This window comes from Mesorhizobium sp. M0771, assembly GCF_040320155.1.
Lineage (GTDB): Bacteria > Pseudomonadota > Alphaproteobacteria > Rhizobiales > Rhizobiaceae > Mesorhizobium.
On the sequence record NZ_JAMYPC010000031.1, the window covers coordinates 1 to 17,372 of the forward strand.

Sequence of the window (17,372 nt, forward strand, 5' to 3'; positions counted from 1 at the left end):
TTGCGCTGCAGCGAGTTCAGCCGGCCAAGCTTGGCGTGAATGTTCTTGTCCTTAGGCGTCGCGGCGACCTCAATGTCGTCGACGGCGACCTGGTCGTCGCCCGAGGTCTTCTTTCCGGCGTGAGCCGATGCCGACTTGCCGTGCGAAGCGCTGTTGCCGGACTTGCCGCCATTGCCGTGACCACCACCATTGCCGTGACCACCACCATTGCCGTGACCACCACCATTGCCGTGACCACCACCGTTTCCACCCGCGCCAGCGAAAGCAGGAGCGGTCACTAGCGCAAGCGCGGCAAGCGCTGCCAACAGCGTTTTTCGGGACGTCATGGTACCTCCTCGGCGAATAGCCACCTCGCCGATTCGTTATAGAGCGGCTTATAAGTGTTTCCTAATTCGAATGAATGAACTTTAGATAAATGCTCATTGCAATGGGCGACTAACGACCGCGAGGCTCTTTGTAACAGTGTGAAATGTAACAACTATTCGGAATCGTACAGCGTATCGGCCCTCTTCGCGACTGAAGTCCTATACCGATCGGACCTTGGTCGGGCGATGCACAACCTGCGGAGTGCCTGCGCCATTTCGGAGTATGGCATCACATGACTGAACATTGCTAGACAACTCGCCGGGCGAAGACCCCAACTACCTCGAGCCCGGCGAGCCTTACACCTGATCAGAGTACGCGATCAGGACCGGGGATCAGCCGGCGAAAGATGTGGATGCAATATGGGTGCCAAACATATTCGTCCCAAATTGGGACCATGCTGGGGCCGGCAAGCTGTTCCTAGGCCTCACCAGCGGCCTAGGCTTTGGCTTTGGATCGCGCTGGCCGGTTAGCGTAGATCTGCGCCCCGGCGATGCGCCGCGTGAATGCCGCTCGACTCCAACAACAGCCTCATCTTTCGTTTCGACTGTTCCGTGCGCGCCGCCGTCATGGCAGGTCCAGAACCAAGTGCCTGCGGCTGGGCCGTGCATCGTCTTCATGATGCGGCCGACCTTTTCCTGCTGGAACGCTGCGGCGAAATCGAAGGGCGCCGTCTGCCCTCCTATGATGGTCCGCGACCATGCCAGCCAAACGCGAGCACCTCGGCCGAGCACGAACTTGAACGCCTCGTCCTGTTTCTCGAACGTCTGGAGGATCGCGCTTCCGTCGAGGACCTGAAAGCCGCGTTGATAGGCGAAGCGGACGGTAGGGCGATCTGCTGCTGGCATGGCTCCGATATAGCGTTCAATCTTCCTCGCGGAAATCCTGCAGTGAGGCATGACGCAGGCCATCCTCGCCGCGCAGGTGCTTCACGCGTCCAATGAGGCCCGGCTTTACCCATTGCGTCGCCGGCCGCTTCATGATGCCCTTGGGCGCCGCCTGAGTGCTCCTGGACGCGTTTCCATAGCCTCTCGCGCATTTCCCGGTTCAAGGTGACGAATGCGCTTCCGACATAACGCCGGTGCGGCGCTCAGCCATCAGAGCGAAAGCCGGCCTGCCAGCTTCACGCTCGACGCCGAGCAAATCGTATTCTTCAACCATATAGCTCTTGATCTTCAGCCAGGCGGTCGACCGGCCGCTGCGGTATTTGCTGTCGCGGCGCTTCGAGAAAAGCATGCCAACAAGACCGCGCATCTCGTCATGTGCCACGATACGGGTTTCAGCAGGGCCGTCATTTACCCGAGAGGCGACGCGGGCGCTGAGGGTCACCACGTTCGGGGATGTCTTCCCGAAAACATCACAATCGCGCTCGTAATCTTCCGGTCAAGTAAATCCGAGAATGTGTCACTGCGGGCGTGGTGGCGCTCCTGCACGACCTTAAGAATGGTGCAGTCCTTAGTGGTCAATTGGCAACGATCGAAAGTGGGCACGGCACGTTTCCAGCCGGCCTCTGAAACAATCCGGCGTCAAGCAGTTGAGCGGGCGTGGAAACCTACCCTGCGCCGGGCAAGAACACCCGGCACAGGGTTACACTCCCGCGAGCGCCGGCAACAGGACAGGGAGACGGTTGCGGCGCTCATAGCGGCCGATTCCATTCTAAATCGCCAAGACGCCGGGTCTCATATCAACCCGCCCGCCCGATCCGAACGCTACAAACGCCTCGGGCGACCCCTGATGACGAAAGCCGTTCATGGCGGGTTGTTTATCGACGTCCGCTTATCGGCACGGATAGGAACGCCCTATCGGCCGATATGAGGCGCATTCCCGCCAGGCAGCTTTTGGGGCCGCAAGCTGCCGCGATCAATAGGGATCAGCCGCGGTAAGCTCGGCAGAGCACATATCCTGGCATCTCCACGCTCGCTGCCGGCCACAGTCATCCTGAGACAGCCGTTCGACAGAAGGGACGACGACCGTTTTCGCGCGGCTTCGACTGGATCTCTGCTTCCGACATCCGCAAACCATACGCGGATCGCTTCAGAATGGACCGGGTTATTGGGGTATGCTGCATCTGCCAACGAAGGCTACGACTGCGGAGAGCGGTTGTGTGCGTCAATCCCGGGCCGACGGTGAAAGAGGTAGGCGTCCGGGGCTATCGGTCGCGATCACCCCCGCTCGTCGCGCAAGATCTCGTCGGGCAGTTGAGGGCTGAACTGGCGGGGATTTCGGCACGCTTCGGGAACCAACCGCATTGGCTTGTAAGATTTTATTGACAAGGTCGCATCTACGAATATTTTCGATATTTCAAATGCTACACCTCTCTTAGTATAAAGTTTGCTAACGTAAGTATTAGTCTTACATCTGCCTATTTTTTGCAGAGGTGAGAGTGTCTTGATGATCAACTTTCCGGCGATCGCCCCTCGAAAGATCAGAAAAATGGTCTTTATATTACTGTGGTACTTTCAAGTTTATAGCCCAATCCTCAGATTTATGTGGCTGCGCTGCCGCCCCGCGATTAACCACTCCCGAATGAACACGGTTAACGATTCGCTAATTTAGTTGACTATGTTTTGCACAGGTATATTTTCGAAACGTTGGGATGTGCAATTTGGGCGAGCAATGGGCGATGGTGGCATCAGGCGCGTGACCGCGGTTTCGGGGCGTATCGGATGCTGAACGGCAGCTAATAGCCGAGTAGCACCGCCCAGCAACTCAAAAAGCAATCGACAGACATCAGGAGTGGACGATTCCGCGGGAGCGGAAGGTTTGTGACGTTCTCAGGAACGTCGCCCGGCAACGCTATGGCCGGCAGTAGTATGCGCAGAGCGTAAGGGCGAAGGGGTGGAGTATGGGTAGAACTGTCAATGTTCTGAAACTCGGGGCCGGGAACAGCCGAAGGGGCGCGAATTCCAATCAGGGTCGCGCGCTGGTTGCCGGTGGGGCAGGATTTCTGGGTTCGCATCTGTGCGAGCGTCTTTTGCGGGATGGATACGACGTTCTCGCGCTGGACAATTTCCACACCGGCAAAAGATACAATCTCAATCCCCTCGTGCGCGATCCGCGATTTACGTGCATCGAGCACGACATTGTCGACCCTCTGCCCGTGGATCTCCAGGTCGATGAAATCTACAATCTCGCCTGTCCGGCGTCCCCGCCGCATTACCAGGCGAATCCGATCCATACGTTCAAGACAAGCGTGCTTGGTTCGCTGAACCTGCTCGAACTCGCGCGGCGGAACAATGCGAAGATATTTCAGGCTTCGACGTCCGAAGTCTACGGCGACCCCCTGGTACATCCGCAGCCGGAAGGCTACTTCGGCAACGTCAACCCGCACGGTCCGCGATCCTGCTATGATGAGGGCAAGCGTTCGGCCGAGACGCTGTTCTTCGACTATTCGAGAACGTATAGCCTCGATGTCCGCGTCGCACGGATCTTCAACACCTATGGCCGCCGCATGCAACCAGACGATGGCCGCGTCGTCTCGAACTTCATCGTCCAGGCATTGCACGGTGACGACCTGACCGTCTACGGCAGCGGCCGGCAGACCCGTTCATTCTGCTACGCGGACGACCTCATCGAAGGTTTTATCCAGTTGATGAACGCACCGAGCGCACCGCAGCACCCGGTCAATCTCGGCAACCCTGCCGAATTCACCATTCTGGAACTGGCGACACAGGTGCTCGAATACACCAACTCACGTTCGAAGATCGTGCATCGGCCGCTGCCGGTCGACGATCCCAAGCAGCGTCGGCCGGACATCTCATTTGCCCGGGAAAATCTTGGCTGGGAGCCAAAGATCAGCCTGAGCCAGGGGCTCGCGCATACCACGGCGTATTTTGACGCCCTTCTCTACCCGAACCGGCGCGTCAAAGAAGCTGCGATGTAATGAGCCGCCCGGCAATCCTGGTGACGGGTGGGGCCGGTTACATCGGCAGCCACACCTGCAAGCTGTTGTCAGCTGCCGGCTACCTGCCCGTCGTTTTTGACAATCTGAGCCGTGGCAACGAGAGATCCGTTGCCTGGGGGCCGCTTGTTGTCGGCGATATCCGGGACCGGGAGGCGCTACAGCAGGCGATCAGCACCTACCAGCCGCAAGCGATCATCCACTTTGCTGCGCTGGCCTATGTGGGCGAGTCTGTTCACGAGCCCGCAGAGTACTATTCGACCAATGTGTCGGGTACCATCGCGGTGCTTGACGCGGCACGCTCGAGTTCTATCGAAAACATTATCTTTTCAAGCAGCTGCGCGACATACGGCGTTCCCGAAACACTGCCCATTCGAGAGACCTTGGCGCAAAATCCAATCAGCCCCTATGGGCGAACCAAGCTGATGGGCGAGCAGATCATCAGCGACTATGCCAGCGCCTACGGAATGAAATATGCGATCCTGCGTTATTTCAACGCCTGCGGCGCCGATCCCGACGGCGAGCTCGGTGAGTGGCACTCGCCTGAAACGCACCTGATCCCGCGCGTGCTCATGGCCGCATCAGGCACAATCGACGAGATCGAGGTTTTCGGCACAGACTACGACACGTCGGATGGCACCTGCGTGCGCGATTACATCCATGTCAGCGATCTGGCCCGCGCGCATCTGAGGGCTCTCATGCATCTGGAGGCGGGTGGCGAAAACCTGTCGGTCAATCTCGGCACCGGGCGCGGGGTTTCGATCAAGGAGATTCTCCAGGCGGTCACCCGGATGACGTCCAAATCGGTTCCGGTTGTCTTCCGGCCCCGGCGCCCGGGAGACCCGGCGGAGCTCTATGCGGACCCGATCAAAGCGCGCGAACACCTGGGCTTCGTGCCGGAACTTTCCGACATCGATACCATCGTCAGGACAGCCGCCCCGTTCTTCGGGCTGGAGGCCACCGCGTTCACAATTCCGATGCCGACAGCGAGGCGCCGCCGGTCAACTTCGCCAGGAATACCAAATGCATCGGAGGACATCACCAGCTCGCAAAGCTTGTAGTCGTCCCTGTTTGTCGTTGTCGGGGACGTGGGCTCATTGAGGTGGGTGAGCTTCTCGGCGAGCCTCAACTTTTGGAATCGATCGAGGTACGGATCTTGTCGAACTGCGCGCCCTTTGTATCGCCTTCCTCGAACTTTCGTTGCTCGTCGGAAGGGTCTCCCGGAGAGTGCCGGAAACTGTACCAGACACCGTCCGGATCCTTGCGCTGTTCGAGGGTCCCACTCCGGAAGCGGTGGCTGAAACACGTGCGGATCGGCGCTGCGGCGTAGGTCTTGGACCGCCAGACGAGATCCATGCACATCTTGCCATCGTTGCTCAGATGCCATCTGCCTTCGCCGACAGAAGCCGTGTCTTGCTCGGAGGTCCAGGCCCGGACCGGTCGATCCTTCTGTCCGAAATAGGCCGCTCCGTTATCCCATATCCACGTGCGGTCAGCATAAACAAGCTGAAGTTGGAAAGCCGTGGGAACGGCAACGGCATCTGCAGGGCCGCTGTCTTTGGGACCAGCTGCGTGCGCGGCTCCGCAAAGCGCCATCTGGCACCAAATGGCCAGGACGCGCGCAAACGAGATGGCAAGTCGATGTCGCCTCGCCCGGCTCGCTGACTCAAATGGCAATCCGGTCCTGTTCGTCATGCTGAGCGGTCGCATTCAATGTTCGCTTCCCAAGCGGGCGTCGACCAGCCGAGCATACCGCAAGAACGGGCCCGGTCCGTCCTGCGCTGACAAGTGGCTCCACGCTGCAACCGTCAGTGTTTCGCATGCTAGTGAGTACCCCTCGAAGATGTCAACCGGTAGGACGGTCAGTGTCTGTCGCGGCGCGCACGGGCTGCAAATCGAGGACGACGGTCTGCCACGCGGCACGCTATAGACATCCCTCGACGAACGGGCCGCTAACCCATAGCGAGCCGTTGCTGTACATGGCGGTCCCGTTGTCGTCGGTGTAGCCGTGCGATTGCTCGTCGACACGCAGTCTGGTGTTTGGCACCAACTGACCGTTCACCTTGACGCTCTTGATGAACAGATTGCGATCACCTGCCTTGCCGTCTCCGCCCCACAGGTCGTTGGTGTAGCGAAGCTCGATCGTCTTCGGGTTAGGCACGCTGCTGAGATCGATGTGGAACGGCTTGGCCAGGGTTGACGCCTGCATCAGCTCCGCCATGGCGGCTTCCGGCGTCGATGCGACGCTTTCCTTGCCCGGGACGTCGATCTCGGCTGTGGTCTTTCCGTCGACCACGACATCGAACCGAGGCGCGCCCCGGAGATTAATGCCGGCAGCGTCGACCTCCAGACTGGTGATGGCGCAACGTCCTGTCTCTTTCGCCGCGGCGGCCACCAGGTCGGCCACGCGCTCTCTCTGCGATTGCACCCATCCGGCGATGGGCTGCAGCAGCGCGTTTCGATCCCCGGTATCAGTGAAGAGGTTGGTTCGCTCATCGGAATCGGCCTTGAGGTCGTATTCCTCCACCTTGCCGGTGGTCGCGTTGAAGATGACCTTTCGATCGTTTTCGCGATAGCCGAACAGGAAACCGGCCCAGGGATTGAAGAAGAAGGTCTTGTTTGGCCGTTGCTCGCTGAACAAAGTGCGCCCCTGCCACTGCTTGGGCAGCGCAAGTCCGAGTATGTCGAAGATCGTCGGGGCGATATCGACGATGCCGCCGACCGGGTGAGCAACTTCATCATGAAAGAGATGCTTGTTGATCATGATGAGCGGGATGTGGATGTTTTCCTCGTAAATCGCGCTGGCATGAATGTAGTCGCCATGCTCCCCGAACGCTTCGCCGTGATCGCCCAATATGACCACCAGCGTCGAATCGAGCTTGCCAGACTGCTTGAGCGATTCAAGGATCTCGCCAAGGGCCGTATCGCCGACCTTCAGGGCGTTGAGATAGGCATTGAATTTCTGGTCGTCCGAGTAGTGGACCAGCGTGTTGCCATCGGAGGAAGGCGCCATCTTCGAAAACATCGGGCTGTCGGTGATGTAGGGATAATGGGTCATCGCCGTGAACATGATGCCGAAGAAAGGTTTTGCCTCGTCCTTGTTCATCCAGTCGATGATCGACTGCGCCGTGCAAAGGTCACTGTTGTAGTCCATGTTTTTCCACTGCTCGGAGCTGAGCTTGAAGGTCGGGGTGCCGCATTTCTGCCCCCGGTAGTCCTGGATCACATCCAGTCCCTTGTTGAGGAAAAACTCATCGACCCGTTGGAATCGGGAATCCGCGCTCCAGAAAAACCCTGTGCGGAAATTGTTCTTGGACAAGGTGTTGGAGATCGAGTCCAGCGGCAGATAGGGGTACCTTGCCGTCATGCCGTAATATGAAATGTCGTTGTACATCGAGGTGAGCAGAGAAAATATCGAGTAATGCGTGGACGGTGCGTGCGCATATATGTTGTCGAATCGTATCGAGTCCTTTGCATACCTCTTCATATTCGGCGTGACCGGATACTTGCCGCCAAACGTCTCGATGTATTTGGATGGCACCGACTCCATCATGAAAATCAGCACGTTCTTGATCGGGTTCGGCGTCGGCGCCTTGAAGGTCGACGTTTCCGGCGGTCGCTCGCCGACGCTGGCGACATCCGGGTCATTGGTGCTGGCATTCATCGTCAGCACGACCGGCGTTGGATTGAGCAGGGCCGATTTAACAAAATACAGGATCGGATTGTCGATCTCGGCCGCCGGCAGCGCTTCCGCACGTACGTGGTGTCCACTACCGGCGATGGCAGCGCCGACACACACAACGAGCACGCCCAGGAAGGCCCCGTAGCCAGCGGCGCTCAGCCGCTGGCACAAACTGGCCGCGGCATAGCCAAGAATGAGCACCAGGATGACGGACCCGGAAAGGGTAGCGAAGTCCTTGATGTTGAGCGCGTCGCCCATCGCGTTCCTGGCATCGGCATTCTGCAGGAAGTCGCCATAGACCAGCCACTGGAACGTGAACGGTTCGCCCAGCATTTTGACGAGATTGATGTTGGCAAATCCCCAGCCCAGAGAGACCACGATAGCAACATAGAAGAGCAAGACGACGATTGCTGAGCCGAGACGGCTCGCCTTTGCCAGGAACAGCAGGACCAAAGTCGTCACAGTCAGGGACGTAACGACAATTAGGTCATAGTAGCTCGATGCCAATCCCTTGGGGACGGCCGCCACAAGGCCTGAAACCGTGGTTTGCGGATCAATGATTGCGCCGCGGTAGACACCCAAAAGCAGCCACGACAACAGGCCCGTGCAGATGACCCGCAGGCTCCTGCGCCGGAAGCGCACATTCTTCGCCGAAGCGGTCCCCGCCTTCGACTGCGTAAGGCCGCTCTCAGGTCGGCTCGCCGACCCCCTACTGCCGCCGATGCTCATACAAACTACCCGCCGCCAGTTTGCGCTTCGGCCCCAAATAATGGCCGACAGCCTTCAAACCCCCACCCGCAGAATCGGCTTGCGCTAAAAAAGAGTCAATGAAATGGAGCTTGCGTTAACCACGCCTCTTGAGAACTGGTTAATCCACGCGATAATCGGCGAGGCGTTGTTCCCAGGTGAGCTGTTCCATCAACTGGGCACCCGCCATATGAATTGACGAACGGCGGGTGCCGTCGACCACCCGCCGTCATGACGTTTCAGTACTGCGCAGGCAATCAGCCGCCGCGCAGACGCGTTGGGCTCAGGCTCGCGACGGTCATGCCCTGCTGTTGGGAAGGACACGTCGGCAGAAAGCGGCTCGCATCCGCGTATGTCATGGTCGCGATGGAGCTCTTTAGCCCCCCACGCTTGGCGATCCAGCCGCGAACCCAGCCAGGGTAGTTTTTCATCATGAAATTCGCGGCCACCTGATTGCCGCGCGCAGAAACGCCATACGGCAGGTGAAAGCCGAACGACGCGCTCTGCGTAATGCACACCTTGCTCTTGGGCATCGACAGATAAAGCGTGCAGGCCGAGTCGCACGAACCGTTGAACCGCACAAAAGTGCCACTGCGACGCATTTTTAGCGCACGAATGGCATAGTCGATCACATAGCCGCCGCGATCGCCACTGATGGTCTTGACGTTGGCCGTACCAAGGCTGATGCGCGGACGCAGCAATTCTCCTGCGGAGCTTGCCGAGACCAGTGCGCCGATCAAACCGAGCGCACCGAGAAACTTCATTGTCGTTTTCATTTGCGCCTCCTGCTATTCCGTCAATGACTAGCTGGGAGGCGTAAAAATTGAATATTCTGTGTCGCTAAATTTGAATCAGTCGATCGATTATGCAGTCGTTTTAGAACTTGATTGACGATTTGGTTTACCAATGACGCACAAGCATGATCACTGAAAAGTAAACCTGTCGCAGGCATCATTGCAGATGACTGTGCTGCGTAGCGCAATCGGCGGATTTGGATCAGAGGAAGTCGGATGGCCGTTGGTGGCAAGGAGCAGAGGAGGTCAAAGGAAGGCAAGCCTCGCCGGGTCTGCGTCGTGACGAATGCAATCGACCATGGCGGCGAAGATGGCGCCATGGTCGAGTTGGCCAGGCTTTTTGCCGAAGAGGGGGACGACGTCACCCTGCTATGGGTTCCAGGCAGGGATGCTCCAACGGAGGAGGCCGCGCGCCACCGCGAGCTGGAGGCGGCATCGGTGCGGCTGGTGATTCTCGACAAGTCCGATCAGCTGCTTCCTTCGCTGACGACACCCGAGAGCCGGTCCGCCGCTGTGCTGCATTATCTCGAACGGTCCGGCCACGATTTGGTCTACGCGCCCCTTGAGGGCGGGCTGCTTTACTACACGCTGCTGGCTGTCGAGACTGCGGCTTTTGCCGCGCCGCCGATCGTGGTCGTCGCTCACGCTCCGGAAGAATGGGAACATGAAGCCGACAAGGCGTTCTTCGACAGCACCGAGGTGATTGCCGTCGCCTTTATGGAGAAATACTGCGCCGAGATGGCGAACCGGACGATCTGTGTGTCCGCAGCCTTGCGACACTGGATGTTGTCGAAGGGTTGGAAGGTGAAGAAGGCGATCGTGACGCCGATGTTGCCGTTGCAGGATCGTCTCGCTCCAGCCGGTGCGCGATCGTCGACGGGCGGAGAACTTGCCGTCTTGGCCGGATGGCGCTTCCGCGATGGCCTGACGCTGCTTTGCGACGCGCTCGACATCATAGCGCCAATGGCGCCAAAAGGGCTGACGGTCACCGCATTCGGTCCATTTGGAAAGATCATGGGCGAGCACAGCGGTGGACTGCTGCTGAGACGCGCCGAGCGGTGGCCGTTCAAGGTCAACCTGTTGGCGCACGCAAGCCCCGCCGCAAAGCTCGACTACGTCGCGCGGGCCGGCGCGATTGCCGTCATCCCCGCCCGCGCCGCATCGACGGGCGGCACCGTTGCCGCATGCATCGAGGCGGGATTGCCTTTCGTTGCGACCAATGTGGACGCGAACGCCGAGCGCTGGTGTGCGCAGGCGAGGCAGCCGCGGCTGGTCGATCCTGATGCCGCCACGTTGGCGCAGGCCATTTCGGCGGCGCTCGATGACCCGCCTCGCCCACTGCCTGTCGACAGCCTGAGCCAATGTCGGCAGTCCTGGCTGGATACGCGCAACTTGCCGACGCCAACTAGGCGCTGGCGCGTCGACAAAAGTGCCGGGTCGTCACCCCTGGTCTCTATTGTCATGGCCCATCGCAACCGGCCGCTCTATCTGAAACAGGCAATCGCTGCGATCGAAGCGCAAACCTATGATCACCTGGAACTGGTTCTGGTCGACGACGGAAGCGACCTGGATGAAGTCAGGCGATTGCTGGATACGCTGGAACCTACCTTCCGTCAGCGCGGGTGGAAGATTCTGCGCCGACCGCACAAGCACCTCGGTGCGGCGCGAAATGCCGGCATCCGCGCTTCGCATGGCGAGCTGATCCTGTTCGTCGACGACGACAACGCGCTGTTTGCGGAGGCCGTCGATCATTTCGTGCGTGCGATGGCTACATCGGATGCCGACATCTGCACTGCGTTCCAACTGATCTTCTACGAGGATTTCGTGCCCGAACATCGCGCCGACGGGCTGATCCAGTACCTGCCTCTGGGTGGTCCCGACGCGCTCGGCCTGATCCATAACGTCTACGGTGACGCGAATGCGATTATGCGCCGGTCTGTCTTCTCGCGGATCGGGTTCTTGATCGAAAAGCCGGGCTACGCCATGCACGACTGGGAATTCTTTGCCCGAGCCTCTCTCGCCGGTCTCAAGATCAGGACGATTCCAAAGCCGCTATACTGGTATCGCTCGAAACCGGATGGCATGTTTCGGACGTCGAACTGGTACGACAACCGGCTTCCGATCCTGGAGGCGTTCAGGTCGAGCCTGCCCGATGGCGCCCGCCTGCTGCATCATTTGGCCATTGCCCAGAACGCGCACCGGTCTGAAATTGAAAGTGCCCGTGAAAACCTGAAATATACCCCCGGCAATCGGAAATATCTGGAGCTTTGCGGCATCGAGCCGAACAGCGATGCGGCCATAGAGAAGCTTGCCAGCATTGCTGGGTCGATCGGCCGCCCCGATACGGCTGCCACTTTGCTTGGGCGCCCCGCCACAGACCACAATGCCGCCGACCGTCCTGATGTCGGCGGCGGTTCTATCATTCTCGATTACGACATGCTGCGGAGTGCGCGGTTGCTTACACCCCGCGTCTCGGCTCTCCCGCTGCTGCTTGTCGCACCGGACGACGGCGGGGTGTTCTTGCGTCCGCATGCGGACGGCCCGGTCGCTGCATCGCTTGATCATCATTTTCCAGCCTTCTTCCGGAAGGTTGAAGCATCCGTCGAAATCGCTCATGCCGATGCGCCGGCGATGGATTTTGCTCTCGCCCTTGCTCGACCCGACCAGCCCATAGATTGGCAACAGGACATCGGCAAGCAAACGATCGCCTTCTCAGGCTGGATGAGCATCGAAGACAGATTTGTGCGTCATCACTTGGTGGCAACGCTTCGCACACGAAGGAAGATGCTGCTTTCAATCGTTCTCGCCGTTCGTTTCACCGCAACGTCCAACGGTTTTCCCACGAATGCGTTCTTCCGCACGCTGACACTGTTCAGCGACTAAACGTCGATCCAACCAGGCAAGGGAGATCCGAGCGCAAGCCAGGCCCGTTCATCGGTCGTGCGCGTTAACCACGTTGGTGGAACCTTCCAAGAATGGTTGACAAAACGTTAACAGACGCTAATGTTTCAGTGGGTTGAGTAGGTGGGGTGCGTTATGCGTAGGATTCATTCTCTACTGTTGGGTGGACTTAGTCTGCTGGGGTTGAGCGTCGCTTTTTCTGACGCGGCGCAGGCGAAGACCGAAGTTGGCGTCAAGGAAGCCGAGCTTGCCTGCGAGCAGGCCCTTAAAACCGGCACCATCGAGGCACTTGAGGATTATCTGCACCGGTACCCGAACGCTCCGACAGCCTGCAAGGCGCTTGCTCTCAACAGTTTGGGCCAGTTTGCGGGCGGTGAAGAGGGCAAAGGCCACGGTGAAGGTGGCGGCCGCTACGGCGGATAAGCATCAGCCGGATTTTCCCTCAGTATTTCGAGCACATCAGGTGGCGTAGTCGCTGCGCTGGTGTTGCATGGCCAGGGTCGAAACGAAACCGGCGAAGGGCTCCGAGGTCGTCATCCAGCCGAGTTCGACGAGTTGCGCGCCGTCACCCCGATAGCAGACGGAGCTTTGGTTCCGAAGCGCGAGTTTCGGATTGCGCTCCAAGGCCTCCATGTAGGCAGCGCGCTCCTCAAGCGTCTTTTCCTTGAGCTGCGCATTTTCACTCAGAGACGACGCTGATTTCTGGCGGAATCCCCAGACGAATTTGAAGTGCAGCAATGCGACGCGCAGTTCGCTGAATCGGACCTTGCTGATCGTGTGCTGTGCGACGTGATAACGCGTGCCGCGCCCCCATTTCACGATCGGCACCTTTGTCAGGCACGGGGGAAAAGTTTGCTTGAACCGGCCGTGCCAGAAGACCCGTTCCCTCACGCCACCGAACATCTGCTCGGGTGGGTACATACCGTCGCGCGGGCGCAGCCATCCCGGCTCCGGGTCGAAGTAGGGTGAAGCTTCAACAAGCGGGATCTTGCCATCATAGCTGTATTCGGCCAACGGGCCATCGGCGTACATGTCGATCATGGAGCCTATGACAGCGTCGACGCCGGTCGAATCGAGGTAGCTGCAAAGCTGCTGGAGATTTGCCCGCTCAAAATCGGGATAGACGAGAAGTTCGTCGGCGTCGATCGAAAGGCACCAATGGCCGGTGCCGAACACATTCATGAGCGTGTTGATCCATCGCGGCGGATCGATGTTTTCAGCGAAATGCGATCCTTCCGTGTGGAAGCAGTGGCTGTCCGGCTGCTCCAGGATCAATTCGCGGGTCCCATCCGTGGAGCCATTGTCCAGGAAGAAGAACCGATCGACGCCCAGGCCGCGGTAGTGGTCGAGAAGTTGCCGCAGCAATTGGGCTTCGTTGCGCAGTCCGACAAAGCACAAGATCTCGCCATCGGTCACGTCAATGGGCCGGTCGTCCAGTCGCGCGAGATGTTTTGGGGATCGAAGTTCAACCATCCGAGGTCATCAACCAGTTTACGCGAAAGGCAGGTACGCTGCTGAGAGTCCCGCGAAACGATTATCAAAGTGTTATCCAACTGTTGGCAAGACTGTTTCGAACGAAGCGGGCTGACAAGGGGGGGTCATTGAGCATTGGTTCCAAGGCAGGCGCCATGCCCACGGGCAAGCGACAGGCAAGCCAGAAGCCTCGCAATGTGTGTGTCGTTTCGGAGGTTGAGTTCGGCTCGACGGCGACTGGCGATCACGGGTCGGTAACCTACGCGCTGGCGCAGCATCTGGCCGGAACTGGCGATACCGTGACGCTGCTTTGGGCGCCGGGCCCGCTCGGCAGCCAGCCCGATGATCAGGAAATAGTCAGGCTGGGCAAATGGTGCTTCGACAATTTCCTGGTGCGGCTCGAATTGTTGCCGCCCTCGCCCGAGTTGCTGCGCGGCACGGAGTCTGGCGATAAGAACTCATTGGCCGCCTACCACTACCTCAAGCAGAATACATTCGACGTCGTCTATTTTGCGCTTGAAGGCGGACTGGCGCATTTCTCCACCCTTGCGAAGCGCACAGGTGTCTTTCCCGATCCTCCTACGATCATCGTGCTCGCACATGAGCCCCTTGTGTGGAAGCTGGAAGCCAATTCACGGGCGGTCGAACGCAAGGAGCAGATGACCGTCGCGCACATGGAAAAGAGGTCGGCCGAGACGTGCGACCATCTTGTCATCGCTGGCCAGTCGCTGCTCGACTGGATGGCCAAGGCGGGATGGAAGTTGCCCACCAGCCATCACATTGCTGCGCCCCTCGAGCCGGAGGAGTGGCGTTCCAACTTCGCTGTCGATCACTACAGGCCGCGGGATCGGCCAACCGCCGAAGTGATTCATTTTTCAGGCACAGAGGCGCGCGATGGGCTGACGCTGTTCTGCGATGCGCTCGATCGTCTGGCCGACAGCGGCGTCACCGATCTGACAGTGACGGTAGTCGGCGCGTTTGGTCATGTCCTGGGCGAGCATTCGGGTGGCATGATCGTTCGGCGTGCGCGGCAATGGCCGTTCAAATTGAAGCTCCTGCCCATTCGAGATGAGCCTGACATCTATAGATACCTGCGGCAGAGTCATGCTCTGGTGGCGATGACGCACTCAGCGGCTCAGCTGCCGCTGGAAGTGATGACGTGCCTTAACGAAGAGATCCCGTTCATTGCGACAGATGTCGGCAGCATTCGTGACGTGCTCCATCCGAAGTCGGCCGATGCCGTCCTGATGGATGCGTCGGCCTCCGCCATCGCGGCCAAAATTGCGTCTGTGCTGGAAAGCCGATCGTTTCGTCCGGCAAAGCCCCTGCAAAAGCGGGAAGCGCTCGAGAAAGCCTGGAGCGGGCTGCACGCGAAATTCTCCCGCGAACCCGGCAAGGTCTCCAGTCGCAGGCGGAGCCAACGGCCGCTCGTTTCGATCATCACTGCGCACTACAACCGGGTGCACCTGTTGCCGCAGGCGATTGCCTCGGTTCGACGCCAGGACTATCCCAACATCGAATTGATTGTCGTCGATGACGGCAGCACCGATCCCGATGCAATCAACCTGTTGGCGGAACTCGAACCGGAGTTCGAGCAGCGAGGATGGCGGATCATCCAGCAGAAGAACGGCTTCCTCGGCAAGGCGCGCAACACCGGTATCCGCGCCGCCAGGGGTTCGCTGATCCTGTTCCTGGACGACGACAACGTGCTGTTCCCAAACGCCGTCAGTACGTTCGTCGCCGGCATGCAAAATTCCGGCGCCGATATCTGCACGACCTTCGCCAAGTGGCTCAACGAGCCCTTCGTGCCGCCGGACACCAGGAGCGGCTATGTGCTCTACTTCCCGGTCGGCGGGCCGACGGACATCGCCATGCTCAACAATCCGTATGGCGATGCCAATGCGATGTTCCGGCGTGAGGTGTTCGACAAGATAGGTTACCTCAACGAAGAGCGGGGGTTTTCCGCAAGCGACTGGGAGTTTTTCCTTCGCGCGGATCTGGCAGGCCTGGAGATCGTCCCCGTCCCGGAGCCGCTCTATTGGTACCGGTCGGCACCGACGGGCATGAACCGAAATGCCGAGTGGCTGAGGAATCGCAAGCCGATCATCGCTGTCTTTCGAAAGCATCGATTCGCGAAAACGGAAATGTTCGTGCAACTCGCCATCAGCTCGAACACCGATAATCATGAGAAGGAGCTCAACCTCTGGAATCTGGAGCTGCGGGTTAACGACGAGCGGTATCTCAGGTTGAGTACAGGTCCCGCCAATACCGCGGACGCCATGCAGTTGCTGGCCGAGATCGCGGCACGCGAAGGCAGGGCGGATACCGCAATTTCGCTTCTCGCCCGTGCAGGACGAAGCGACTTTGCTGTGGGTGTGGTTGAAATACTCAACGCGGCGACCGGAGAGACGGTGCCCGAGTTGAATTCCTCGCTGTACAGCGAGCAGTATCTTTCCGCCGAGCCCATGCGCCTAGCTCATGTCGGTTCGTATCCGGATGCCGATCCGGACCTGCTGAGCTATGTCGAACTGTCTCCAGACCAGTTGTTCCTCGAAGCCAGGGGCAGCAATGTCACCATGGCTTTGCTGAAGGGAGTCTGCCCGCCGGGCACCGTAGGCGCGACGTGTTGGGTTTACCTCGACGAGGAACTGACGGGCTCTGCGCAGTTTCAGCTCGCGATCGTAGACGCAGAAAACCAGACCTTCAGCAATTTCGCCCGGCTGCTTGAGGATGGCAGCGGGAGCGGTTGGGCTGATGTCAGCCGACGGCACGAAGCGCGTGAGATAGGGGCGATGGTCAGTTCGCCGGCTACCGGCCGACGCGATTTGTTGTTGGCAGTCAAATGCGGCGGCAGCCGCCCGGAGGCGCGCGTCCTCGGCGGCTTTTCAAGCGTCCATATCCGCCATGTCGTTTCGAACGATGCCAGGCGCCCGCGCCTCAACGCACCCCAACAGCGCCAACGCACCCGCCGAATGACCAATGATGACCTGAAGCGTGCGGCGCTTGTGACGGATTATCCCTCCGAGCTGCCGACGCTGCTCATCGCCGGCGACAATGGCGGTATATTCCTGCGGCCGAATACGCACGGTCCGGTTGTTGCCGCCCTCAATTCGGCCTTCCCGGCCTTTGCCAGAAGTGTCATCGCGACAGTGGAGATCGCCCACGATGAAGCATCCCCATTCGAGTTCGCCATGGCGCTCGGCAGGCAGGAAGAAAAACTCGTGTGGAAACACGATGCACCTGTCGGCGCGCTGTCATTCTCGGGATGGACGCGCGTCTCGAGACCGTTCGAACTGCATGACCTGAAAGTTTCGACCCGGGAGGTCGATCGCAAGTGGCTGACGATCTATCTGGCAATCCGGCTGCCATTCGGCTCGAAGCCGATGCCGTCCAATGCTTTCTGGCGCAAGCTGTTGCTGGTGTGGGACTGAGGGGCGCGGGTTGTCGGGACGCGTCGCGCCTTGTCGACTTTTAAGTGCGGTAGTAGATTAAGTCCGCGTGGAGGCGCCAA

At 59.3% G+C, this 17,372-nt stretch carries 11 protein-coding genes and 1 pseudogene; 6 read left to right on the forward strand and 6 right to left on the reverse strand.

Translation table 11 applies throughout. From position 1 onward, the window contains the following. A pseudogene (locus NKI05_RS29645) lies at window positions 1-326 on the reverse strand (hypothetical protein); the annotation flags it as partial. Window positions 327-869: 543 nt separating this feature from the next. Here NKI05_RS29645 and NKI05_RS29650 point away from each other — a divergent pair. After that, window positions 870-1,307, forward strand: a complete 438-nt coding sequence (locus NKI05_RS29650; RefSeq protein ID WP_023822760.1) for a hypothetical protein — start codon at window positions 870-872, stop codon at window positions 1,305-1,307. 103 nt (window positions 1,308-1,410) lie between these two features. On the opposite strand, the gene NKI05_RS29655 is transcribed toward NKI05_RS29650, so the two are convergent. After that, complete coding sequence (locus NKI05_RS29655; RefSeq protein WP_023693726.1) at window positions 1,411-1,617, reverse strand: ATP-dependent DNA ligase; 207 nt, start codon at window positions 1,615-1,617, stop codon at window positions 1,411-1,413. A gap of 1,591 nt (window positions 1,618-3,208) precedes the next feature. On the opposite strand from NKI05_RS29655, the gene NKI05_RS29660 reads away from it, so the two are divergent. Further along, window positions 3,209-4,246: a UDP-glucuronic acid decarboxylase family protein gene (locus tag NKI05_RS29660; RefSeq protein ID WP_023670638.1), complete on the forward strand. Its 1,038-nt coding sequence runs from the start codon at window positions 3,209-3,211 to the stop codon at window positions 4,244-4,246. Then, entirely contained in the window at window positions 4,246-5,325 is a 1,080-nt protein-coding gene (galE, locus tag NKI05_RS29665; protein WP_352793870.1) for a UDP-glucose 4-epimerase GalE, read from the forward strand. Before NKI05_RS29660 ends, galE begins: the two co-directional genes overlap by 1 nt. A 64-nt stretch (window positions 5,326-5,389) precedes the next feature. Here galE and NKI05_RS29670 read toward each other — a convergent pair whose 3' ends face one another. The 3 genes from NKI05_RS29670 to NKI05_RS29680 all read right to left on the reverse strand — a co-directional run bounded on the left by NKI05_RS29670 (window position 5,390) and on the right by NKI05_RS29680 (window position 9,469). Further along, window positions 5,390-5,959, reverse strand: coding sequence for a DUF995 domain-containing protein (locus NKI05_RS29670; RefSeq protein ID WP_245271349.1), 570 nt, complete (start codon window positions 5,957-5,959; stop codon window positions 5,390-5,392). 229 nt (window positions 5,960-6,188) lie between these two features. After that, window positions 6,189-8,204, reverse strand: a complete 2,016-nt coding sequence (locus NKI05_RS29675; protein WP_196814112.1) for a sulfatase-like hydrolase/transferase — start codon at window positions 8,202-8,204, stop codon at window positions 6,189-6,191. Between the two features lie 746 nt (window positions 8,205-8,950). Continuing rightward, on the reverse strand, window positions 8,951-9,469 hold the full coding sequence (locus tag NKI05_RS29680; protein ID WP_023746383.1) for a hypothetical protein: 519 nt from the start codon (window positions 9,467-9,469) through the stop codon (window positions 8,951-8,953). A 717-nt stretch (window positions 9,470-10,186) separates the two neighbouring features. Between NKI05_RS29680 and NKI05_RS29685 the strand changes: the two genes are divergently transcribed. Next, complete coding sequence (locus NKI05_RS29685; RefSeq protein WP_502898774.1) at window positions 10,187-12,370, forward strand: DUF6212 domain-containing protein; 2,184 nt, start codon at window positions 10,187-10,189, stop codon at window positions 12,368-12,370. Between the two features lie 153 nt (window positions 12,371-12,523). Next, window positions 12,524-12,811: a hypothetical protein gene (locus tag NKI05_RS29690; protein WP_023707299.1), complete on the forward strand. Its 288-nt coding sequence runs from the start codon at window positions 12,524-12,526 to the stop codon at window positions 12,809-12,811. 36 nt (window positions 12,812-12,847) lie between these two features. On the opposite strand, the gene NKI05_RS29695 is transcribed toward NKI05_RS29690, so the two are convergent. Next, window positions 12,848-13,861, reverse strand: a complete 1,014-nt coding sequence (locus NKI05_RS29695; RefSeq protein ID WP_084568487.1) for a glycosyltransferase family 2 protein — start codon at window positions 13,859-13,861, stop codon at window positions 12,848-12,850. A gap of 128 nt (window positions 13,862-13,989) precedes the next feature. Here NKI05_RS29695 and NKI05_RS29700 point away from each other — a divergent pair, with 128 nt between their 5' ends. Further along, a complete protein-coding gene (locus NKI05_RS29700; RefSeq protein ID WP_023699932.1) occupies window positions 13,990-17,292 on the forward strand; it encodes a DUF6212 domain-containing protein in 3,303 nt (1,100 codons plus the stop codon). Window positions 17,293-17,372: the final 80 nt, after the last annotated feature.